Genomic DNA, 20,692 nt, shown 5'->3' on the forward strand with positions numbered 1-20,692 from the left:
CGCATTCCTCGGCGAACCGGGCATTTGACGGCACTCCATGGACTCTTCGCCTCATCGGCAAGAAATCTTCACTGCGGAATTACGCGTACGACAGACCACACGGCAGAGCCGTCGCCCGCTCATGAGTGCCTCGGCCCCGTTGGGCTATAGCTCTTGGTAGCTACCGGGCCGGCGACCAAGGCCGTGTCGTCGTCCGCCGAAAAAGTCTCGGTTCACAGGAGCACACGGCGTCCGCAATAATCCGCCCCATGGTCGACATCCTCGTCAAGGTCCTTTTGTTCGCTTTCATCGCCGGAATGTTCACTCTGGTCATCAGGGCGTTCGTCCGCAGCGGCCAGGAGGACAAGCAAGTCCGGAGAGGGTGGGAAGAGCTCGCACAGGTCGCCGCGGCGCGCGGCTGGACGCACGAACGGCGCGCGGCCGGGCGGGCCACCGAGTTCTGCGGTGTGGGCCCCATGCCGGGCAGCGGCGAGAACCTGACCGCCTGGCACTACATCACCGGGGAGTTCCGCGGCCGCTCGTTCACATGCTTCGAGTACCGGTACTCGAATCCTCTGTCGGGCAGCAGCCAGGTCGGGGAGAGCAAGAAGCTCACGTTCGAGTCGGTGTTCCTCGTCTCGGCGCCCGGCTCGGGGCCGTTCCTTCAGGTGGGAAGGCCCGGCAAGTTCGACACGGTGATGGGCCGGGGGCCCAGGACGCTGCTGGGCGTACCGGAATTCGATGAGAAGTTCCGCGTCGACACGGAGGACCAGACGTTCGCCCGCACGATTCTGAGTGACGACGTACGGGCTTTCCTCCTGTCGGATCAGCGCGCCGAGAAGAATCCGCTTCGGGTACGCCACGACGAGTTGTTCACGTGGTATACCGGCACGCTGTCCCCGCAGGCGCTCGAGGATCGACTGAACTACCTGTGCGATGTGCTCGACCGGATCCCCGCACAGGCCTGGGCGTCCGCCTGAGAAAGCCGAGTGCCCCTTGCCCCGGTCAGTTCGAGAACGCCGCGGGGAAGGGGCACTGTCGCGCGTGGTGGCGGCTACACAGCTTGGGTGTCGGGCTCGTCGCCCGGGCGTACCGTGCGCAGGAAATTCTTGTAGTCGTCGATCACTTCACGGATCTGGTTCTGCTTCGCAGTGAGGACGATTTCGAGCACCGCACGCTGAGCCGGGTTCCGTACGTCCTCCATGCCGAGGAACACCTGGCTCTGGCACAGCTCGATCGGCTCCCCCCGCAGCGTGGTGGAGAGTACGAGGTCCTGCACGATTCCGGGGGCGTCCGTGAGGCCCGGGAGGTCCGGCGTACCGATCTCGGTCTTCTTCAGGACGCGTACAGGACCGCCCTGCTGGAGGCGAGGCACCGCCTCGTCGGCGATCTGCGAGATGGTGGCGCTGTCGTTGCGCATCTCACCGGAGATGGTGATGTTCGCGGTGAAGCCCTCGTCGATGGAGTCGGGGTGCAGCGCGACGAAAGCTACGTTCGGCGCGCCCACCTCGTCCGGCGGGGCCGCCCGCCAGCCGTCCGGCAGCGAAAAGGAAATCTTGACCGGCAACGTGGCTGCCATGGTGGATCCAATCCTTCAGTGAACTTCGGCTCGGGCTGGAAACGGGCTAGAGCCAGCTGCCGACTGTGCTGTCCCAGGCATCGCCCACGGCGTCCGCACCGTCCCCGAGCGCGTCGCCGAGCTTGCTGGGATCGACGGTGACATTGAAGCCGACCTTGCCGCCGACGCCCAACCCCACGCCGACATCGCCGCCGATGGTGAACTTGCCGTCCTTCATACCGACGTCGGCATGGGCTTCGGCGCCCACGCCGGCCCAGGCCTCGCCGGTCACACCGGCGCCGACACCGGCGACATCGGCGGAGGCGGACCCGGTCGCCTTGGCTCCGGCGAACGCCTCCGCGCCCGCGTGCACGCCGTCCTTGCCCGCGGAGATCTTCGCCCCCGCGTCAGCGCCCACAAAAGCCTTGCCCTCGGCCTGCGCTCCGCCGACGCCGTACTCCAGGCTGCCGCTGGCGGACGCCTGGGCGAGGTATGCGGATCCCGAAGCACCGGCCTGGAACTGCCCGTTGGTGACGCTCGCGCCGACCGAGCCGTCGATTCCCAGCGTCTGGACGCCCGCCTCGTACTTGTACTTCGTATCGCCCCACTTGCCGTCGCCGTCGATACCGGCCGACCACACACTGGCCTTGCCCGACCACTCGGCGAGCTTGATGCTCCACTCGGCCTTCTTGGCGGGGGTGGCGTCGTCGTCGGCGCCGGGCTCAGCGGCCGTCTTGTCCCTGAGGTACCAGCTGCCGTCCTCGCCCTTGCCCCATTCCTTCTCGCGGTGGCGCGGGTTGTCCGCAGTACCGAACCACGACTTCTTCTCCCGGGCCCACGCCTCGGGCGCGATGGCGGCCTTGCCGACCCCGTGGTCCTCGGCCCACTTCTTGGCGTCGACCCCGCTGCGGATTCCCGCCAGCCAGCCGGGGGCGTCCTTGGCGTCGCCCGCGAGGTCGTGGAGCTTCTTGGTGAGCTTCTCGGCCTCTTCCTTGAGCTGCTTGCGCGCGGTGCTCAGCAACTGCTCGGCGCCGTCGTGGTCACCGGCCTTCCACTTGTCGATCGCCGTCCCGGCCTGCCCCTGTGCCCAGGTCAGCGTGGTGGAGTACGAGTGAGCGGCCTTGGCGGCACCGGACAACGCGTCGCTCGCGTAGTACCAGTTGGTCTTCTCCTTGCCCAGGGTGGGCCAGAAGGCGTCGCTGGCCTGACCGACCCAGCCCTTGATGCGCAGGTCGCGCAGGCCGTCGCCGATCTTCTCGAACTTGTCCGACCACGTGTTGAGATCGGTCTCGATGGAACCGATCTTGTCGGCTTCCCCCGGGATGAGGTCCTTCGGATCGTCGGTCGACCCGAGCGTGGCTGCCATGAGTGCGGAATCCCCGTTCTTCTTCTCTGACCTGAGCCTGGAGCGAGACCGTCAGGCCAGAGCCGTCTTGACGTTCTTCACGGCGTCCCGGATGGCCTCGTCGGTGTCCTCGTAGTCACCGTTGGCCTTGTCGAGTCCGCTTGCCAGGCCGGCCGCACAGTCGGCCAGGAATTCGGCCCCCGACTCCCAGGTGGCACAGAACGTCACCAGGGCCGCGGCCGCGTCGTCGTTCCCGAGCTTGGAAGCCAGCTCGGCCGGGTCGCCCATGTCGACCTTCTCGACCGGTTTGAGTACTTCCACCATGTCCTTCGCGCCCTGCTTGAGGACCCCTGGACCTACTCCGAGATCACCGGCCACGGTGACTCCCCCTTTACCGACCGCATCTGTGCACACCCGCTTCACACCCGCGCGTCAGCGCTGAGTCGATGAACGCTATCAGCGCGGATACACCCGAAAACCCGCCCTCACCAGCCCTTCACGACTCCAGCCCCACAGCCACTCAGCAACTCAGCCGCCGTAAGAACACCCGTCCGAAGGGGCGTCAGCAAGCCCCGCCCCGCGCCCGGACCGTCAGCCGGTACGCCAACTCCTTGTACGCGTCGCTGCCTTCGCCGCCCGTGAGGCCCGGTGGCGTGTAGTCCTGCTTCTTCCAGCGGGCGGTTTCCACGTGGAGGCAGAAGGACCGGTCCGTGCCGTCCGCCTGGACGGTGAAGTCCCCGTCGGCGTCCGGGTCTCCGGACACGGCGGACGCGCCCACGCCCGACTGCGGAGCGCCCCCGCCGCCGTACCGGATCACCGTGTCCTCGATGAGCGACCCATAGTCGTCGAAGTAGGGGGTGTCGTGGGTGAGCGAGCTCTCGCGGTACCAGTAGCCGTCGAGGTCGTCGGCGGTCTGGTGGACGGCGCTCGACAGTTCGTCGTCGCTCCACTCCGCGTCGTTCGCCAGCGTGAGGCCCTGCGCGCCCTGCCAGATGCCTACTGCCGCCATCGTCAGGAGTACCGTCCGCGCCACCACGAAGGCGGACGTGGGCAGTTCACCGCCGGAAGGGTAGGTGCGGCGGCGGACCGAGCGCACCCAGTTCGCCTTGATGAACACCAAGGCCAGCAGCGCGGCGGACAGGACGAAGAGGGTCAGCGACAGTCCCGTCATGCGCCGCGTCCCACCCGCGTACGCCTGCGTCGTGCGTCCCGTACCGCCACCGCCGCGCCCGCGAGGGCCACGACGATCACCACCGCGCCGACCGCCGCGTAGGTGGCCAGGCGGGAGTTGCGTTCGTCGGCGGTCTCGCCGAAGTGGACGGCGGCGAGGTCGGGGGGTTCGACGTTGGTGTCGGCGCGGTCGGGCCGGGGGGATTCGATCGGGTTCTTGGGGTCGGCGATCTCGGTGACCGCCTTGACCGGGTCGACGACGCCCCAGCCGACCCGGTTGTCGTGGCCCGGGATGGAACGCTCCGCCGTCTGCTCGATCTGGGCGACGATCTGCGCCGCGGTCCAGTCCTTGTGGTGCTGCTTGAGGAGCGCGGCCACGCCCGCCACGTACGGGGCCGAGAAGCTCGTACCGTTGTCGGAGCAGTGGCCGCCCTTGGGGACCGTGGAGATCATGTCGACACCGGGGGCCGCCACTCCGACGGTGTCGCCGGACTGGGAGAAGACGGCCCGCTCGTTGTTGCGGTCCGAGGCCGCGACGGCCAGGACTCCGTCGTAGGAGGCGGGGTAGGTGGCCTTCTGGTTGCCGCCCAGGCCGTCGTTGCCCGCGGAGGCGACGACGACGATCTTCTTGTCCAGGGCCTTCTTCACGGCCACCGCCAGCGCGGAGTCGTCGGCCAGCGCCTTCTCCGTGTCCTGGGAGATGTTGATGACGTCGGCCCTCTGCTGCACCGCGTGGTCGATCGCCTTGGCCAGATCGTTCGAGTCGCCGTGGCCCTCGGCGTCGTTCTGCTTGATGGGGATGATCTTGGCCTCGGGCGCCAGACCCACGAACCCCGTGTTCTCCTCGTCCTTGCGGGCCGCGATGATGCCGGCGACACGGGTGCCGTGGCCGACCGTGTCGGTGGTGCCGTGTGCGTTGCCGCGGTCCGCGATCTTCTCGCCCTTGTCGTCCTTCGGCGGCAGGAAGTTGGCCCCCGCCGACACCTCGACGGCGTCCTTCAACTGCGGGTTCTGCGTGTCCACGCCGGTATCGATGACCGCCACCCGGACGCCCTTGCCCGTCGCGCTCGCCCACAGTTCGTCGAGGTTGACGCGTTGCAGCGCCCAGGGACGCCCCTTGTACTCCTTGCCGCCGAACGTGCACTCGCCGCTGTCCGCCACGGCCGGCGCCGCCGGAAGAGCGAGCACCGACACGGAAGCGGTGAGCGCCGTCGCCGCGATCAGCGCGCTCGGGCGCCGCAGGGCCCGCTTCAGTTGCGTCGCGTGCTTCGAGCGCCTCACGTGCTTCACGTGCTCCACGTTCCAAGTTCCAAGCATCAGTTGGTGACCCCTCCCGTTCCCGTCCCGTCGCGCCCGATCGCCGCCTACGAACCCTGCGGCTGGCCCGCGTCCAGCTTGGACAAGCGCGGTCCGGTGGGCAGGAACGTGGACCAGGTCAGCGGGATCGGCTGAGCCGTCACCTTGTCGTAGCCGAGCAGCTTCTGCGTCTTCTGCGTCTCCCCCTTGGCCAGCTCCTCGCGCTCCTTGGCTGAGGTGCCGACGCTCGTGTCGGCGGAGATGCTGTCGCCGTTGGACTGGAGTGCGTAACGCAGGCCGGTGTCGGTGACCAGGAAGATCTGGCCCACCTTGGTCGCCGAGCCCTGAATCTGCCGGAAGACCTGGCCTGAGCCGGGCGTGACGTACGCACTGGAGGAGCCGGTCGGCAGGTCGGCCGGGAAGTCGGTGCCGACCCAGGTGGAGAGCGTCGTGCCGCCGGTGCCGACCTTGCGCAGCACGTTGCAGGCGGTGTTGCGGCCGCTGGTGGCGCTGGTGCCGTCGTTCACGGTCTCCGGCTGGAGGGTGGGCCAGGTGTCGCTCTCGCCCTCGAACGGGACGCTGTTCTGCATCGCGGCGATGTTCACCTGCTGCGCCTCGCCGCTCAGGTTGTAGTTGGCGAGGTCGGGGTTGCGGAGCAGGAGCTGCGAGGTGAACTCGGAGATGCGCGCCACCTTGCCCTGCAACACCACGTAGTACTGCGTCTTCGTGCCGTCGAGCGACTTGAGGACCGTACCGACCTTGTCGTACTTGGCGTTGCCGCTGCCCGCGATGGCGTTCGCCGTCTGGCCGGGGGTGCCGGGGACGGTGGGCATGGTGATGGGGGCACCCTCGTGGAGCGTCTTCAGCCACTCGGAAGAGACGCGCTGCGGTGCGCGCTGCTGGGTGTCGAGCGCCGTGAGCACGCCGTCCTGGGCCGGGTCGGCGATCTCGTAGGCGGTGCCCTTGGCGTCGACGACGTACTGCTTCTTCGTGACCGAGTCGGCCACGTACATGAGCTGGCCGCCCCTGAGCTGGTTACGGCCCTCGGTCTTCTTCACCCAGTCCTTCTGGGCGAAGACGAACGCCGCCTTCTGTATGGCACGGCCGCCGTCGCTGGGGCGCTCGCACACCATCCAGCGCTTGGCCTCCTCGGCCTCCTTTGCGCTCGGCAGCCGGTCGGGGGCGTAGGGGATGCCGAGGGTGGCGCCGTGCGGGATCTTGCCGTTGTCGAGGACGCCCTCGTCGACGGTGACGACCTTGTCCGTGTAGTCCTTGAGGAGCAGCTTGGCCGAGGCCATGTTCAGGACCGGGTGGAGCTGCTTCTGCTTGCCCGTCGTCAGGACCACGTAGCGGGTGGTCGAGTCGCTGGCGACGATGACGTTCGTCGCCGTCGCGTCCCAGCCCTTCGGCGCGGTGGGCTTGAACATGCCGATGCCGCCGAAGACCGCCAGGATCACCACGCCCATGATCGTGCCGGGCAGTACCGCCCGTAGCGGCCTGGGCGCCCCCTCCTCCGAACCCGACGGTGAAGGCTGTACGAAGGACGCCAGAGTGCGCCGCTTCGCGAAGGTGTAGGCGTTGAGTTCGTCCCGCCGTGATGCCATCTGTGTCCGCTCTCTCCCCGTGCGGAGCCGTGGGGGCGCGTCCCCCGACTTCGGTCGACCGGTGTCGACTGTGTGTGCCTCGGGCCGCCGAGCGACTGTCGTACGGCTGCCGTGGCTGTCAGACCCGGCCCCTACTATGCCTGTTACGACGTTGTGCGTGTGGCACGGGTAGGGTGCTGAGGCCTTCCAAGGGGCCCGCCGGTCCTTTACAAGGGGCCTTTGCGCATGGGATTTCGGGAGAGTTCGGGGGGTTTGGAGTGATGGCTTCCGCAACGCGGGCTCGATCGCGGTCGCAATCGAGGTCACGATCGGGTGAGCGTTCTGGACAGGGTTCGCCGCAGGGCTCCCCCTCTCCTTCACAGATGTCACACACCCCTGCACAGAACTCGCGCAATTCCCCTTCCGGCCCCGGCTCTCCGGCGCCGTACCGCGGGGCGGTGACTCCGCATCTGAAGTCGCGCTCCGGCCGCGGTGGTTCGTTCCGCGCGCAGCGGCTCGTGATGATCGAGCTGGCCGCCGCCCTCGTCGTGTGCGGCTGGGTGGCGGGGACGGTCGCGATGATGGCGACCGCAGTCGCCGCCGCGATCCTGTTGGTGCTCGCTCTCGTACGTCGTCGGGGGCGCTCCCTGCCCGAGTGGCTGGGCACCGTGCTCGCGATGCGGTCCAGGCGGCGCAGCGCGGCGAGCACTCCGGTGCCGCCGGGGACCGAGCCCGGCCTGGCGCCCGCCGTCGAGTGCGACCCGAGCCTGCGCACGTACAGCCACAACCGCGGGGACGACCGTGACCAGCGGCCGGTCGGCATGGTCGGGGACGGCGGCTTCCTGACCGCCGTACTTCAGGTCGAGTCCGACGCCACCGCGCTGCGCGCCGAGCGCAGCCGCAGACCGCTGCCGATCGGTCTGGTGCGGGACGCCCTCGAAGTGGACGGGATCCGGCTCGAGTCGGCACAGATCGTGCTGCACACGCAGCCAGCGCCCGCGCTGCACCTGCCGCAGCAGTCGGTGGCGGTGAGCAACTACGCGCCGTTGCAGGCGCAGACCGGTTCGCCCGCGGTGCGCATCACGTGGATCGCGCTGAAGCTCGACCCCGAGCTGTGCCCGGAGGCCGTGGCCGCTCGTGGCGACGGCGTGGTCGGGGCGCAGAAGTGCCTGGCGCGCGTCGCCGAGCACCTGTCGAGCCGGCTGAGCGGCGCCGGGTTCCGGGCGAGCGTGCTCACCGAGGAAGAGCTGATCTCGGCGGTCGCCACCTCGGCGTGCGCCAACCCGATGGTGACCGCGCAGGCCGGGCGGAGCGAGGCGCCGCAGCGGCGCACCGAGGAGTCCGGGCGCAGCTGGCGCTGCGACAACCGCCGGCACACCACGTACTGGGTGCGGCGCTGGCCCCAACTGGGCACCGGGGGCGCGACGTTGCCGCAGCTCGTCGCCCAGCTGACGACGGTCCCGGCGCTCGCCACGACGTTCAGTCTGACCCTGTCCAAGGGCGACCAGCAGGACGTCACCATGGCCGGGCACATGCGGATCACGGGGCGCAGCGACAGCGAGCTGACCACCGCCAGGCGTGACCTGGAGCGGGCCGCGCGCCAGGTGCGCACCGGTCTCGTCCGGCTCGACCGTGAGCAACTGCCCGGCGTTCTCGCCACTCTGCCGCTCGGAGGTGCCCGCTGATGGCCATGACCAGCCAGATTCCCGACCTCGGTGAGCGGCTGCGGACCGGCTTCGGTCTGCTCGGGCCCCGTCACCAGCGGCATTCACTCTCCCCCGAGCAGCTCGACACACTGGCGCTGCCCATCGGGGACGACGGTGTGGTCGTCGGTGTGGACGCCGAGGGCCAGCCGGCGGTCATGGGCATCAACCGCCCGACGCCGTACGACATCGTGCTGATCGGCGGTCTGTGGACGGCGCAGGTGCTCGCGCTGCGGGCGGCCGCGACGGGCGCGCGGGTCGCCGTGGAGACGGGCCGCGCGCAGCAGTGGGCGCAGCTCGTGCAGGCGGTCGGCGGCGGACAGTCAGGGATGACCGTGCACGATGTGGGGCGCGTGCCGCCGCAGGGTGCCTCGGCCGGTGGTCCCGTGCTCGTCATCCGTGACTGCGGCATGCGGCCGCCGCGCGGCCGGGTCGCCTCCGCGCCCTGGCAGTCGGTGCTGACGCTGCTGCCGTACCTGAGCCCGGTCGCGCCGCGTCTGATGCGGCAGGCCCGACTCGTGGGCGTACAGCGGGTGTCGCCGGACGAGGCGACCGAGATCGGGCGCGTGATAGGGCTGCCGCGCGGTGAGTACGAGTCGCTGCCGACGCTCGCCGACGGCGTGACCCTGTGGTGCACCGACCGCGACCGGCAGTACGTGATGACGCAGGCGACGGACGCCGAGACCGGATTGTTGGGAACCGCACGCCGCATGGACTGAGCCGTGCGCGCGCGTCGCCGCCCGGGCGGGGATGTGGGCGCACACACCGCGAACTACGGCCATTTTCCGCACGATCCGGACATTTGTCGGCGCCGGGCGGTGCTCGTTCGTCACGTTTTGGTGTACGTCCGGTGCGGGCGTGGGTGCTCTCGGGCCTTACGTGACGCAGCGGACATCCGCGACGGGGTGGACGGGCCTGCCGTGCACGTGGTTTTCGTGATTAGGCTGGGGCAGGACGTGTTGTGAGTACTCGTGTGCGGGTGCCGCGGACGTCAAGGGGCCAGGGGGTCAGCCCGGCGGATCGACAGGAACGGTCGGCCCCCCGCACGACACGAGGGTGCTCGACCACACCAGGAGGCATTGTGAACAGCGATCGGGACGGTATCCGCGGGGGCTGGGATTCACCCGTCGATGATCAGTCCGACGCGGAGTCCAGTGTCGAGATGACGGGCGAGTTCACCATCGACTACGCCCCTCCGGCCTGGTACACGCAGAACGCGCCGGCCGCTCCCGAGCCGCCCGCGCCCCCGGTGCCGCCGGCCCCTGCCCCAGCGCCCGTCCCGCCGGTCCCGGCTCCGGCACCGCCCGTCGCCCCACCCGTCGCCCCCGAGCCGGACTTCGGTTCCGGGAGCGGGGACCTGGAGAGCGGCGCGACCATGAAGTTCTCCGCGTCCGCGCTGAAGCGCGAGTTCGCGGAGCTGGCCGCGCTCGGTGAGCAGAACAACGCCCCCGAGGCACAGGCGCAGGGCCCGGCGCAGGGGCAGGCGCAAGGACAGGCTCCGGGCCAGGACGCCGCGGCGGACCCGTCCGGCCTCGATGCCGCTGCCGGTGCCGGTGCCGACCCCGCCGCCGCCGATCCCACTGCCGCTCAGGGCGGCGACGCCGAGCAGTCGCCGCGGTCCTGGGTGGACACGCACGGCGCTTCCGGCGCCCCCGCCGCTTCCGGTGAGCTGGAAGCGGATGCCGCGTCCGCCGATCCCGCCGCGTCTGTTGAGCCGGGAGCGGACACCCCGGCCGGTGAGGGCACCGCGCCGGAGACGGCCCCGGACTCCCCGGAAAACGCCACCGCCGCCGCCCCGGCCACCCCGACCGCCGCTGCTGGGAACGACGAGCCCGAGTCCGCCGCCACCCCGGCCGCACCCGACGCTGCCGCCGCCCCGGCCCCGGCCCCCGAAGCCGCCCCCACGGCCCCCGCCGACGTACCGGGTACACCGAGCGCTCCAGGCACACCGAGCGCACCGGGTACGCCGACCACCCCCGCCGAGGCATGGACTCCCCCGCCCGCTCCGGACGGCGGAGTCCCCCCGCTGCCGCCCGCCTTCCAGCCGGCCGCGCCGCCCGCCGCGCAGCAGTGGACGGACCCCACGGCCCCGGCGGCGCAGCAGCAGCCGCCCGCCGCGCCGAACGCGTGGCCCGGGCAGCCCGCCGCAGCGGCGCCCGGTCCGACCGCGCCCCAGCAGGCCCCGGCCCAGAGCGGCTACGGCTTCCCCCAGCCCCCGGCTCAGCCGCAGCCCCAGCCGCAGGCGCAGCCCCCAGCGCAGGGCCGGCCCATGCCGAACGCCCCTGCCCCGCAGCCGGGTTACGGCTTCCCGCAGCCGCAGGCGCAGCCCGGTTACGGCTTCCCCCAGCAGCAGGCGCAGCCCCAGCCGCAGGCCCAGGGCCAGCCCGCTCCCCAGGCCCCCGCCCCGCAGCCCGGTTACGGCTTCCCCCAGCAGCAGCCCTACCCCCAGGCCCAGCCGCCGCAGGCTCCGCAGCAGCCCGCCGGCTACGGCTTCCCGCCGCAGCAGCCCCAGCCGGGCCAGCAGGGTCAGCAGCCCCAGCCGGGCCCGCAGCAGCCCGCCCCGCAGCCCCCGTACGGCGCTCCGCAGCCGCCCCCGTCGACGGACCCGCGTACGGGTGCCGCCTGGCCGCAGCCGGTGCAGCACGACCAGCGTCAGCCCACGAACGTCGGTGGCGCCCCGCTCGGTTACACGGCGGCCGTGGAGCTCTCCGCCGACCGGCTGCTGAACAACAAGCGGCAGAAGGCGAAGAGCACCCGCCCCGGCGGCGGCAACGCGCGCTTCAAGCTCGGCGGCAAGAAGGAGGAGGCCGAGCGGCAGCGGAAGTTGGAGCTGATCCGCACGCCGGTCCTGTCCTGCTACCGGATCGCCGTGATCAGCCTCAAGGGCGGCGTCGGCAAGACGACCACGACCACGGCGCTCGGCTCCACGCTCGCGACCGAGCGGCAGGACAAGATCCTCGCGATCGACGCCAACCCGGACGCGGGCACGCTCGGTCGCCGTGTGCGCCGCGAGACCGGCGCGACCATCCGTGACCTGGTGCAGTCGATCCCGCATCTGCACTCGTACATGGACATCCGGCGGTTCACCTCGCAGGCGCCGTCCGGCCTGGAGATCATCGCGAACGACGTGGACCCGGCGGTCTCGACGACGTTCAACGACGAGGACTACCGCAGCGCCATCGACGTGCTCGGCAAGCAGTACCCGATCATCCTGACCGACTCCGGTACGGGTCTGCTGTACTCCGCGATGCGCGGAGTGCTCGACCTGGCCGACCAGTTGATCATCATCTCGACCCCGTCGGTGGACGGCGCGAGCAGCGCCAGTACGACCCTGGACTGGCTCTCCGCGCACGGTTACGCCGATCTGGTCTCGCGTTCCATCACGGTCATCTCGGGCGTCCGTGAGACCGGCAAGATGATCAAGGTGGAGGACATCGTCAGCCACTTCGAGACGCGCTGCCGCGGTGTCGTCGTGGTCCCGTTCGACGAGCACCTCGCGGCCGGCGCCGAGGTCGACCTCGACATGATGCGGCCGAAGGTGCGGGAGGCGTACTTCAACCTCTCCGCGATGGTCGCCGAGGACTTCTCGCGCGCCCAGCAGCAGCAGGGTCTGTGGACCTCGGACGGCAACCCGCCGCCCACCATGGCCCCGCCGATGCCGGGCGGCCAGCAGCCGTACCCGGAGGGGCAGCCGTACCCGGGCCAGCAGCCCCACCCCGGTCAGCAGCCCTACCCGGGCCAGCAGCCGCCCGCGCCCTACCCGCCGCAGGGAGCGCCGCCGCAGCCGCAGGGCCAGCCGCAGCAGCCGGGTCCGCAGCCGGGCTGGCAGGTCCCGCCGCCTCCGCCGCAGGCGCATCAGCAGCCCGGGCAGCCCCCGCAGCAGGCCGGACCGCCGCCCGGGTGGCAGCAACCGCCGCAGCAGTAGGAGCAACTCGCCGAAAGGCCCGCACCATTGGACGGTGCGGGCCTTTCGCGTGTACCGGCGCGTACCACCGCGTTAGGGGCGCCACTCCCTGGCCTGCAAAGCGTCAAAGGTCTCGACCAATGTGCGTGAAATGCAGGTCAACTCGTTATTTCCGCAGGCCACATGGGGTTCACCTGCCGTTGACGTGCGTCAACTGCCGCTGGTAAACCAACACTTCATTCCACTCGAAAACTCAAGTCCAGCCATGCTGTGCGAGCGATGCGTGAGGTCCCCGACCGATGGATACAACGGCTCAGCAAGATCAGCACCACAGAACGGCACATGCCGGGCGCCGCGGCGTCCGGCTCTTCCTCGCGGCCGGTGCCGCCGCCTTCACTCTGACCGCGGGCCTGGCCACACCGCTCAACCCGGCTCCCCAGCAGGCCGAGGCCAAGGCCGACGGCGGTAAGAAGACCCTCACGGTGGCGGTCGCGCAGAGCGTCGACTCGCTGAGCCCGTTCCTGGCGCAGCGCCTGCTCAGCACGAGCATCCTGCGCCTGACGAACGAATTCCTGACCAACTACGACCCGAAGGACAATCACGTAGTCCCGGGCTTCGCCACCAAGTGGGAATCCTCGTCCGACAAGTTGACGTGGACGTACACCATTCGGTCGAATTCGAAGTGGTCGGACGGCCAGAAGGCGACGGCCAAGGACGCGGCCTTCACGTTCAACAAGATGATGACCGACGAGGGCGCGGCGACGGCCAACGGCTCGTTCGTCAGCAACTTCAAGAAGGTCACGGCGCCGAGCGACACCCAGCTCGTCGTCGAGCTGAAGACGCCACAGGCGACCATGACGGCCCTCGACATCCCGATCGTGCCGGAGCACATCTGGAAGGACGTCAAGGACTACGCGAAGTTCAACAACGACGAGACGTTCCCGATCGTCGGCAACGGCCCGTTCGTGCTGACCGAGTACAAGACCGACCAGTACGTGAAGCTGAAGGTCAACAAGGACTTCTGGCGCAAGTCGAAGACGCCGCAGTTCGACGAGATCGTCTTCAAGACGTACAAGGACCAGGACGCGGCGGTCGCGGCCCTGCGCAAGGGTGAGGTCTCCTTCGTCGCCGGTTCCCCCGCCCTGACGCCCGCTCAGGCGGCATCCCTCAAGGGCGAGAAGAACATCAAGGTCAACGAGGGTCCGGGCCGCCGCTTCTACGCCATCGCGGTCAATCCTGGCTGGCAGACCAAGGACGGCAAGAAGTTCGGCGACGGCAACAAGGCGCTGCTCGACCAGAAGGTGCGCCAGGCGCTGTTCCGCGCGGTCGACACCAAGACCATCGTCGACAAGGTCTTCCAGGGCCACGCCGTACAGGGCGAGGGCTACATCCCGCCGCGCTTCTCGGAGTACTTCTGGAAGCCCTCGGACTCCCAGAAGCTGACGTACGACGCGACGGCCGCGGGCAAGATGCTCGACGAGGCGGGCTACCCGCTCAAGGACGGTAAGCGCGTCGGCAAGGACGGCAAGCCGCTCGACCTGCGCATGCTGTGCCACGCGACCGACCCGAACGACAAGGCGGTCGGCAAGTACCTGAAGGAGTGGTGGGGCAAGATCGGCGTCGGCCTGAAGCTCAACTGCGTCGACGACGTCTCGGTGCCCTGGTACGCGGGTGAGTACGACCTCGCCTTCGACGGCTGGTCGGTCAACCCGGACCCGGACTTCGTCCTCGGCATCCACACCTGTGCCGCCCTGCCCACCAAGGCGCGGGAGACGGCGGCGACCGACAACGGCATCTGCGACAAGACGTACGACGAGCTCTACGACAAGCAGCTCGCCGAGTACGACACCGCCAAGCGCGCCGGTTATGTCAAGCAGATGGAGTCGTGGCTGTACGACTCCGGGTACATGAATGTCATGGCCTACCCGAACGCGGTCGAGGCGTACCGCACGGACCAGATCAAGTCCATCCAGACCATGCCCACCGCGGCCGGCAACATCTACGGCCAGGACGGGTACTGGAGCTGGTGGTCGGCCGAACCGGCGTCCGCGTCCAGCAGCGACTCGGACTCCTCCGGTCCCTCCACCGGCATCGTGATCGGGATCGTCGTCGCCGCGCTCGTCGTCATCGGCGGGGGCGTCTTCTTCGCCATGCGGCGAAGGACCACGGCGGACGACCGCGAGTAGCAGGACCCCCTCAACGGCTCCTACGAGCGGTCACCACCCGCACGAGTAACGAGAGTTCGCATGAACCATGACAGCTGACAGCACTCCTGCGCTCGTGCAGTCCGAGGAAGCGCCCGACGGCGCTCCGGCCTCCCCGGCCGGAGCGACGTCGGGCGCCCACGGCCCACGGGCCCGCAACACCAAGGCGTACCTCCAGTACGCGGCGGCGAAGATCGCGGGCGCGATCGTCTCGCTCTTCGCCGTCCTCGTGACCAGCTTCTTCCTCTTCCGTCTCATCCCGAGCGACCCGGTCAAGCAGATGACCGGCGGCAAGCGGGTCTCCGAGCAGCAACTGGAGAACCTGCGCCACCAGTTCGGCCTCGACCAGCCGATGTGGAAGCAGTTCACGTCGTACATCGGGGACGCGCTCACCGGCGACTTCGGCACCTCGTACCAGTTCCACACCCCCGTCATCGACAAGATCGCCGACGCGCTCCCGGCGACGCTCCTGCTGACCGGCACGGCGTACGTGCTGTACTCGCTGCTCGGCATCTGGCTGGGCACGCGCACGGCGTGGCGCAACGGTTCGCGCAGCGACCGCTTCAACACGGCGTTCGCGCTGACCCTCTACTCGGTCCCGTCGTTCTGGCTGGGCCTGCTGCTGATCATCGTCTTCTCGGTGGGCATCGGTCCGATCCCCGGCATGTTCCCGACCGGCGGCCTCGAATCGGGCGGCGAGACGGGATTCGCGTACGTCATCGACGTGGCCCACCATCTGATCCTCCCCGTGATCACGCTCGTCGCGGTCGGGTACGCGCAGACGCTGCTCGTCATGCGCTCCTCGCTCCTCGACGAGATGGGCAGCGACTATCTGACGACGGCGCGCGCCAAGGGGCTGCGGGACGACGTGGTGCGCCGCAAGCACGCGGTGCCGAACGCGATGCTGCCCACGTTCACGCTGATGTTCGTGAACCTCGGGCACGTCGTCGCAGGGCAGATCCTCGTCGAGACGGTCTTCTCCTGGCCGGGCCTCGGCGGCCTCTTCTACTCGGCCCTGTCCGTGCCCGACCTCCCGCTCGTCCAGGGCCTGTTCTTCGTCTTCGCCACTGCGGTGATCCTCGCGAACACCCTCGCCGACATCCTCTATCCGCTGCTCGACCCGAGGGTGGGCCGATGACGACCGAGACCGCTCCCGTCACCGAGACGGGCAATCCGCGGGCGCTCGCACGGGCCCGCAAACGCCAGTCCCTGGCCCGCTTCTGGCGCTCGTACCGCGCCCACCGCGGCGGACTGTGGGGCCTCGGCCTGCTCATCCTGATCGCGCTCATCGCCGTGTTCGCACCGGTCTTGGTCGGCGCGGACTCGCAGAGCGTGACGGACGCGCCCGGCGGCCCGCTGGAAGGCCCGAGCGGCGAATTCCCGCTCGGCACCGACCAGTTCGGCCGCAGCGTGCTCGCGCTCCTGGTGTACGGGGCTCGCGTCTCGCTCACCGTGGGCCTGCTCGCGGCGTTCCTGTGCGTGGCGATCGGCACGGTCATCGGGATCGTCGCGGGGCACTTCCGCGGCTGGTACTCGACCGTGCTCATGCGCATCACGGACTGGTTCCTGGTGATGCCGACGCTGGTCCTGGCCATCGCGCTCGCCACGGTGATGGACCGCTCCATGTGGACGGTGATCATCGCGATCGGCGTGACGACCTGGCCGACGACGGCCCGGCTCGTGCGCGCCCAGACCCTGGCCGTGGAGTCCCGCCCGTACATCGAGCGCTCCCGCGCGCTCGGCGGCGGCCACGGCCACATCATGACCCGGCACGTCCTGCCGAACGTGATGCCGCTGGTCCTCGCCCAGACCACGATGATCATCTCGTCCGCGATCCTGACGGAGGCGACCCTCGCCTTCCTGGGCCTCTCGGACCCGACGATCACCTCGTGGGGCGGCATGCTCCAGGACGCACGCGAGGCGGGCGCCGTCAGCGCGGGCGACTGGTGGTACCTGGCCCCGCCCGGCATCGCGATCGCCGTCGTGGCGCTCGCCTTCACGCTGTGCGGGCGCGCCATCGAGTCCGTCCTCAACCCGAAACTGGGGGCCCGGTCATGACACTGCTTCAGGTGAACGACCTGACGGTGACGTACGCGGGCGGGGCGCAGGCCGTACGCGGCGTGAACCTGTCCGTCGAGGCGGGCAGCAAGCTCGGCATCGCGGGCGAGTCCGGCTGCGGTAAGTCGACCTTGGCACTCGCCCTGCTACGGCTGCTGCCCGCCGGGACGAAGGTCACCGGCGAGATCCTGCTCAACGGGGAGGACATCCTGGCGATGAAGTGGGGCCGGGTCCGCGCGGTGCGCTGGGCCGGTGCCTCCATCGTCTTCCAGGGCGCGATGCACTCGCTCAACGCCGTGCACCGCGTCGGCGACCAGATCGCCGAGCCGATCCTGCTGCACAAGAAGGCGACGCAGGCCGGGGCGAAGAAGAAGGTCGCCGAGCTCCTCGAACACGTAGGACTGCCGGCGGCGCGCGCGGCGGCGTATCCGCATGAGCTCTCCGGCGGTCAGCGCCAGCGCGTGATGATCGCGATGGCGCTCGCCTGCGATCCGGAGCTGATCATCGCCGACGAGCCGACGACGGCCCTGGACGTGATGATCCAGGCCCAGATCCTGCGCCTCATCGAGCAGTTGGTGACGGAGCAGGATCTCGGGCTCATCATGATCAGCCACGACTTGGCGGTCCTCTCCGACACCTGCGACCGGCTCGCGGTGATGTACGCGGGCCGCGTCGTGGAGGAGGGCCCGGCGGCGCAGGTCTACGAGAACGCGCTGCACCCGTACGGCAACGCTCTCTCGGCCGCGTTCCCGACGATCGGTGACCCGGCGTCCCGGTTCGCGCCGCGCGGCCTGCCCGGCGATCCGCCGGACCCGTCGGCGCTGCCCTCGGGCTGCACGTTCCACCCGCGCTGCCCGGTGGCGCTCGATGTCTGCGCGGTCGAGGACCAGCCGCTGCGGGACGCGGGGGCCGGGCGCCGGGCGGCCTGTGTACACGTATCGGACGGCGGGGCAGAGGCGCTGGACGTCGAGGCAAGGAGCACCACGGCATGACGGGGAACGCTGTGACGGAGACCCGGACCCTGTTGTCCGCGGACCAGTTGAAGGTGACGTTCCCGGGCCGGCGCGGTGCCCCCGAGGCGCGGGCCGTGGACGGGGTCGACCTGGACATCGCGCCGGGCGAGATCGTGGCCCTGGTGGGTGAGTCGGGCTGCGGCAAGACGAGCCTGGCGCGCACACTGCTCGGGCTCGAACGGCCGACGGCGGGGCAGGTCACGTTCGCCGGTGAGCCGCTGAACTACGGATCCCGCGCGCTGAAGGCGTACCGCAAGCGGGTGCAGCTCGTGCTTCAGGACCCCAGCGGGTCGCTCAACCCCCGGCACACCGTGTACGACGCGGTGGCGGAGGGCCTGCGCATTCACGGGTACGGCGGTGACGAACGCGAGGCCGTCGCCAACGCACTGTCCCGGGCGGGTCTCCGGCCCCCCGAGCGGTTCTTCCTGCGCTATCCGCACGAACTGTCCGGCGGGCAGCGCCAGCGCGTCGTCATCGCGGGCGCGCTGGTCCTGGAGCCCGAACTCATCGTGGCGGACGAGCCGGTCGCTTCGCTGGACGCGTCCGTGCGGGGTGAGATTCTGGCGCTTCTGCTGCGGCTCCGCGACGAGCTGGGGCTGTCCGCGCTGGTCGTCACGCACGATCTGGGGCTTGCCTGGAACATCGCGGACCGGGTGGCGGTGATGTATCTGGGGCGGATTGTGGAGACGGGGGCCGTGGAGGAGGTGCTGACCTCGCCCCGACACCCCTACACGCAGGCGCTGTTGTCGGTGCTTCCGGAGGCGCCGGGTGAGCCGGTCGTGCTCACCGGGGAGCCGCCGGATCCGTCGCGGATTCCTGACGGGTGCCGGTTCCATGCGCGGTGCCAGGTGCTGGCCGCGGGCGAGGCTGACCGGGCCGGGGTCTCCGACGCGTGCCGGACCGTGGATCTGCCCGTGTTGTCGGGTGGGGGTGGGTCGCAGGTGGCCTGTCATTGGGCGCGGGTGCGTGTTGCGGAGGGTGCGCCTTAGCGTCTGCGGGGTGTTGGTTGGGGGGCGGGTGCGGGTCGCGTCGTGGCTGGTCGCGCAGTTCCCCGCGCCCCTGGAGATGCGCACTACGTGCGCCATCTCCAGGGGCGAAGGCTGCGGCGAAGCCGCAAGCCTTCAGGGGAAAGCGCGACGAAGTCGCTGCTTTCAGGGGCGCGGGGAACTGCGCGACCGGCCCCCACCGGCCCGCACCCGACCACGCGCCACCCCGCGCCGGCCCGCACCCGACCACGCACCACCCCGCGCCGGCCCGCACCCGCCCCCCAACCAGAACGCCTCAGCCCTTATGGAACGCCGCCGCCTGACCGACCTGGTAATCGCCGGCAGGCTGCTGCGTGATGACGTTCAGACGGTTGAACGCGTTGATGCTCGCGATCAGGCACACCAGCGCCCCGAGCTGCTCCTCGTCATAGTGCTTCGCGGCGTTCGCCCAGGCCTCGTCCGTGACGCAGCCCGCCGCGTCCGCGAGGCGCGTACCCTGCTCCGTCACTTCCAGGGCGGCGCGCTCGGCGTCGGTGAACACCTTGGCCTCGCGCCAGGCGGCGATCAGGTTGAGCCGCAGCGAGGTCTCCCCCGCCGCCGCGGCCTCCTTGGTGTGCATGTCGAGACAGCCCGCGCAGCCGTTGATCTGGCTGGCGCGGATCTTCACCAGTTCCTGCGTCGCGGCGGGGATGCCGGATTCCACGATCGGCATGTTCGCCGCGATGAAACGCTTCACGAACCCGGTGGCGGACTGGCTGGCGAACACGTTGAGACGAGCTTCCATGACGGGCTCCCTGTGCCGTGGTGAGTGCTTTCACCAACGAGACGGGTCGGGCGGGCCCGTTTGTGACATGCCCAGATGTGACCTGCGACACCTGGGCATGTCTCAAGCCTGGTAGGTCTCGATGAGCTCGCGGGAGCGCTTCACGTCGTTCGCGATGGCCTCGATGAGTTCGTCGAGGGACTCGAACTTCGTCATGCCGCGCACGAACGCCAGAAAGTCCACGGCCACGTGCAGCCCGTACAGGTCGAGGCCCACCCGGTCGATGGCGTACGCCTCGACGGTTCGCTCCGTGCCGTCGAACTGGGGGTTCGTCCCGACGGAGATCGCCGCCGGCATCGCCTCGCCGTTGACGTGCAGCCATCCGGCGTAGACGCCGTCCGCCGGGATCGCGGTGTGCGGCAGCGTCTCCACGTTGGCGGTGGGGAAGCCGAGCTCGCGCCCGCGCTGCGCGCCGCGCACGACGACGCCCTCGACGCGGTGCGGCCGGCCGAGGATCTCGCGGGCCCCCTCCACATCGCCCTCGGCGACCAGCCGTCGGGTCAGGGTGGAGGAGAAGGGCTGCCCGCCGCCCGCCGCGCCGCTCACGTACAGGTCGACGACCTCGACCTCGAAGTCGTACGTTCCGCCCTGCTCGGCGAGGAAGTCGACGTTGCCCGCGGCCTTGTGGCCGAAGCGGAAGTTGGGGCCCTCGACGACGACGCGCGCGTGCAGCTTGTCGACGAGGACCTTCGCCACGAAGTCGGCGGGCGACAGCTTCGAGAACTCGGTGGTGAAGGGGAGGATCAGTACGGCATCGACGCCGAGGTCGGCCATCAGCTCGGCGCGCCGGTGGTGGGGCGCGAGCAGCGGCGGGTGCGAGCCGGGGCGCACGACCTCGCTCGGGTGCGGGTCGAAGGTGACGACGACCGCCGGGAGGCCCAGCTCACGCGCCCGCTCCACGGCCCGCCCGATGATCAACTGGTGCCCGCGGTGCACCCCGTCGTAGGAGCCGATGGTGACGACGCTGCGCCCCCAGTCCTGGGGGATGTCCTCCAAGCCACGCCAGCGCTGCACGGTGATTGCTCCTCGCAAACCTGTGTACGACGAATCCGTCTCTGCGCTCTCGGTGG

General features: G+C 70.0%; 17 protein-coding genes. 9 read left to right on the top strand and 8 right to left on the bottom strand.

The window, feature by feature from the left end; genetic code table 11:
- The first annotated feature begins 248 nt into the window (after nucleotides 1-248).
- Nucleotides 249-959, top strand: a complete 711-nt coding sequence (locus ABD366_RS24470) for a hypothetical protein (RefSeq protein WP_324769677.1) — start codon at nucleotides 249-251, stop codon at nucleotides 957-959.
- A 74-nt stretch (nucleotides 960-1,033) separates the two neighbouring features.
- On the opposite strand, the gene ABD366_RS24475 is transcribed toward ABD366_RS24470, so the two are convergent.
- The 6 genes from ABD366_RS24475 to eccB form a co-directional block, all read right to left on the bottom strand.
- Nucleotides 1,034-1,558 carry a molybdopterin-binding protein gene (locus tag ABD366_RS24475; protein WP_344442458.1) on the bottom strand — a complete coding sequence of 175 codons (525 nt, stop codon included), beginning with the start codon at nucleotides 1,556-1,558 and terminating at the stop codon, nucleotides 1,034-1,036.
- Nucleotides 1,559-1,604: 46 nt separating this feature from the next.
- Entirely contained in the window at nucleotides 1,605-2,903 is a 1,299-nt protein-coding gene (locus tag ABD366_RS24480; RefSeq protein ID WP_324767530.1) for a putative T7SS-secreted protein, read from the bottom strand.
- A 51-nt stretch (nucleotides 2,904-2,954) separates the two neighbouring features.
- Nucleotides 2,955-3,260 carry a hypothetical protein gene (locus ABD366_RS24485; protein ID WP_324767531.1) on the bottom strand — a complete coding sequence of 102 codons (306 nt, stop codon included), beginning with the start codon at nucleotides 3,258-3,260 and terminating at the stop codon, nucleotides 2,955-2,957.
- A gap of 184 nt (nucleotides 3,261-3,444) precedes the next feature.
- The gene (locus ABD366_RS24490; RefSeq protein ID WP_324767532.1) at nucleotides 3,445-4,053 is read right to left on the bottom strand and encodes a hypothetical protein; all 609 of its coding nucleotides are present in this window, start codon (nucleotides 4,051-4,053) and stop codon (nucleotides 3,445-3,447) included.
- Complete coding sequence (gene mycP, locus ABD366_RS24495; RefSeq protein ID WP_411293656.1) at nucleotides 4,050-5,306, bottom strand: type VII secretion-associated serine protease mycosin; 1,257 nt, start codon at nucleotides 5,304-5,306, stop codon at nucleotides 4,050-4,052. The genes ABD366_RS24490 and mycP overlap by 4 nt, the downstream gene beginning before the upstream one ends.
- A gap of 110 nt (nucleotides 5,307-5,416) precedes the next feature.
- Nucleotides 5,417-6,952 carry a type VII secretion protein EccB gene (gene eccB, locus ABD366_RS24500; protein WP_324767534.1) on the bottom strand — a complete coding sequence of 512 codons (1,536 nt, stop codon included), beginning with the start codon at nucleotides 6,950-6,952 and terminating at the stop codon, nucleotides 5,417-5,419.
- Nucleotides 6,953-7,212: 260 nt separating this feature from the next.
- Here eccB and eccE point away from each other — a divergent pair, with 260 nt between their 5' ends.
- From eccE to ABD366_RS24540, 8 genes are all read left to right on the top strand, one after another.
- Nucleotides 7,213-8,616: a type VII secretion protein EccE gene (eccE, locus tag ABD366_RS24505; protein ID WP_324767536.1), complete on the top strand. Its 1,404-nt coding sequence runs from the start codon at nucleotides 7,213-7,215 to the stop codon at nucleotides 8,614-8,616.
- Nucleotides 8,616-9,353: a hypothetical protein gene (locus ABD366_RS24510; RefSeq protein WP_344442463.1), complete on the top strand. Its 738-nt coding sequence runs from the start codon at nucleotides 8,616-8,618 to the stop codon at nucleotides 9,351-9,353. Before eccE ends, ABD366_RS24510 begins: the two co-directional genes overlap by 1 nt.
- A 362-nt stretch (nucleotides 9,354-9,715) precedes the next feature.
- Nucleotides 9,716-12,559 (top strand): SCO5717 family growth-regulating ATPase, encoded by a 2,844-nt coding sequence (locus ABD366_RS24515; RefSeq protein WP_324767539.1) that lies wholly within the window; start codon nucleotides 9,716-9,718, stop codon nucleotides 12,557-12,559.
- Nucleotides 12,560-12,837: 278 nt separating this feature from the next.
- Entirely contained in the window at nucleotides 12,838-14,724 is a 1,887-nt protein-coding gene (locus tag ABD366_RS24520) for an ABC transporter substrate-binding protein (protein ID WP_324767541.1), read from the top strand.
- Between the two features lie 67 nt (nucleotides 14,725-14,791).
- Nucleotides 14,792-15,880 (top strand): ABC transporter permease, encoded by a 1,089-nt coding sequence (locus ABD366_RS24525; RefSeq protein WP_324767542.1) that lies wholly within the window; start codon nucleotides 14,792-14,794, stop codon nucleotides 15,878-15,880.
- Nucleotides 15,877-16,800 carry an ABC transporter permease gene (locus ABD366_RS24530; protein ID WP_324767543.1) on the top strand — a complete coding sequence of 308 codons (924 nt, stop codon included), beginning with the start codon at nucleotides 15,877-15,879 and terminating at the stop codon, nucleotides 16,798-16,800. The genes ABD366_RS24525 and ABD366_RS24530 overlap by 4 nt, the downstream gene beginning before the upstream one ends.
- On the top strand, nucleotides 16,797-17,792 hold the full coding sequence (locus ABD366_RS24535) for an ABC transporter ATP-binding protein (protein ID WP_324767545.1): 996 nt from the start codon (nucleotides 16,797-16,799) through the stop codon (nucleotides 17,790-17,792). Before ABD366_RS24530 ends, ABD366_RS24535 begins: the two co-directional genes overlap by 4 nt.
- Nucleotides 17,789-18,802, top strand: a complete 1,014-nt coding sequence (locus tag ABD366_RS24540; RefSeq protein ID WP_324767546.1) for an ABC transporter ATP-binding protein — start codon at nucleotides 17,789-17,791, stop codon at nucleotides 18,800-18,802. Before ABD366_RS24535 ends, ABD366_RS24540 begins: the two co-directional genes overlap by 4 nt.
- 292 nt (nucleotides 18,803-19,094) lie before the next feature.
- On the opposite strand, the gene ABD366_RS24545 is transcribed toward ABD366_RS24540, so the two are convergent.
- Complete coding sequence (locus tag ABD366_RS24545) at nucleotides 19,095-19,583, bottom strand: carboxymuconolactone decarboxylase family protein (protein ID WP_324767547.1); 489 nt, start codon at nucleotides 19,581-19,583, stop codon at nucleotides 19,095-19,097.
- A 102-nt stretch (nucleotides 19,584-19,685) separates the two neighbouring features.
- A complete protein-coding gene (locus tag ABD366_RS24550; RefSeq protein ID WP_324767548.1) occupies nucleotides 19,686-20,636 on the bottom strand; it encodes a bifunctional riboflavin kinase/FAD synthetase in 951 nt (316 codons plus the stop codon).
- Between the last annotated feature and the right edge of the window lie 56 nt (nucleotides 20,637-20,692).

Origin of the sequence: Streptomyces kunmingensis (genome assembly GCF_039533535.1) — a bacterium.
Lineage (GTDB): Bacteria > Actinomycetota > Actinomycetes > Streptomycetales > Streptomycetaceae > Streptomyces > Streptomyces kunmingensis.

Coding starts and splice junctions, on each gene's coding strand:
- ABD366_RS24525 (WP_324767542.1), top strand. CDS start 14,792: ATGACAGCTGACAGCACTCCTGCGCTCGTGCAGTCCGAGGAAGCGCCC.
- ABD366_RS24490 (WP_324767532.1), bottom strand. CDS start 4,053: ATGACGGGACTGTCGCTGACCCTCTTCGTCCTGTCCGCCGCGCTGCTG.
- ABD366_RS24510 (WP_344442463.1), top strand. CDS start 8,616: ATGGCCATGACCAGCCAGATTCCCGACCTCGGTGAGCGGCTGCGGACC.
- ABD366_RS24535 (WP_324767545.1), top strand. CDS start 16,797: ATGACACTGCTTCAGGTGAACGACCTGACGGTGACGTACGCGGGCGGG.
- eccE (WP_324767536.1), top strand. CDS start 7,213: ATGGCTTCCGCAACGCGGGCTCGATCGCGGTCGCAATCGAGGTCACGA.
- eccB (WP_324767534.1), bottom strand. CDS start 6,952: ATGGCATCACGGCGGGACGAACTCAACGCCTACACCTTCGCGAAGCGG.
- ABD366_RS24530 (WP_324767543.1), top strand. CDS start 15,877: ATGACGACCGAGACCGCTCCCGTCACCGAGACGGGCAATCCGCGGGCG.
- ABD366_RS24520 (WP_324767541.1), top strand. CDS start 12,838: ATGGATACAACGGCTCAGCAAGATCAGCACCACAGAACGGCACATGCC.
- ABD366_RS24545 (WP_324767547.1), bottom strand. CDS start 19,583: ATGGAAGCTCGTCTCAACGTGTTCGCCAGCCAGTCCGCCACCGGGTTC.
- ABD366_RS24540 (WP_324767546.1), top strand. CDS start 17,789: ATGACGGGGAACGCTGTGACGGAGACCCGGACCCTGTTGTCCGCGGAC.
- ABD366_RS24470 (WP_324769677.1), top strand. CDS start 249: ATGGTCGACATCCTCGTCAAGGTCCTTTTGTTCGCTTTCATCGCCGGA.
- ABD366_RS24480 (WP_324767530.1), bottom strand. CDS start 2,903: ATGGCAGCCACGCTCGGGTCGACCGACGATCCGAAGGACCTCATCCCG.
- ABD366_RS24475 (WP_344442458.1), bottom strand. CDS start 1,558: ATGGCAGCCACGTTGCCGGTCAAGATTTCCTTTTCGCTGCCGGACGGC.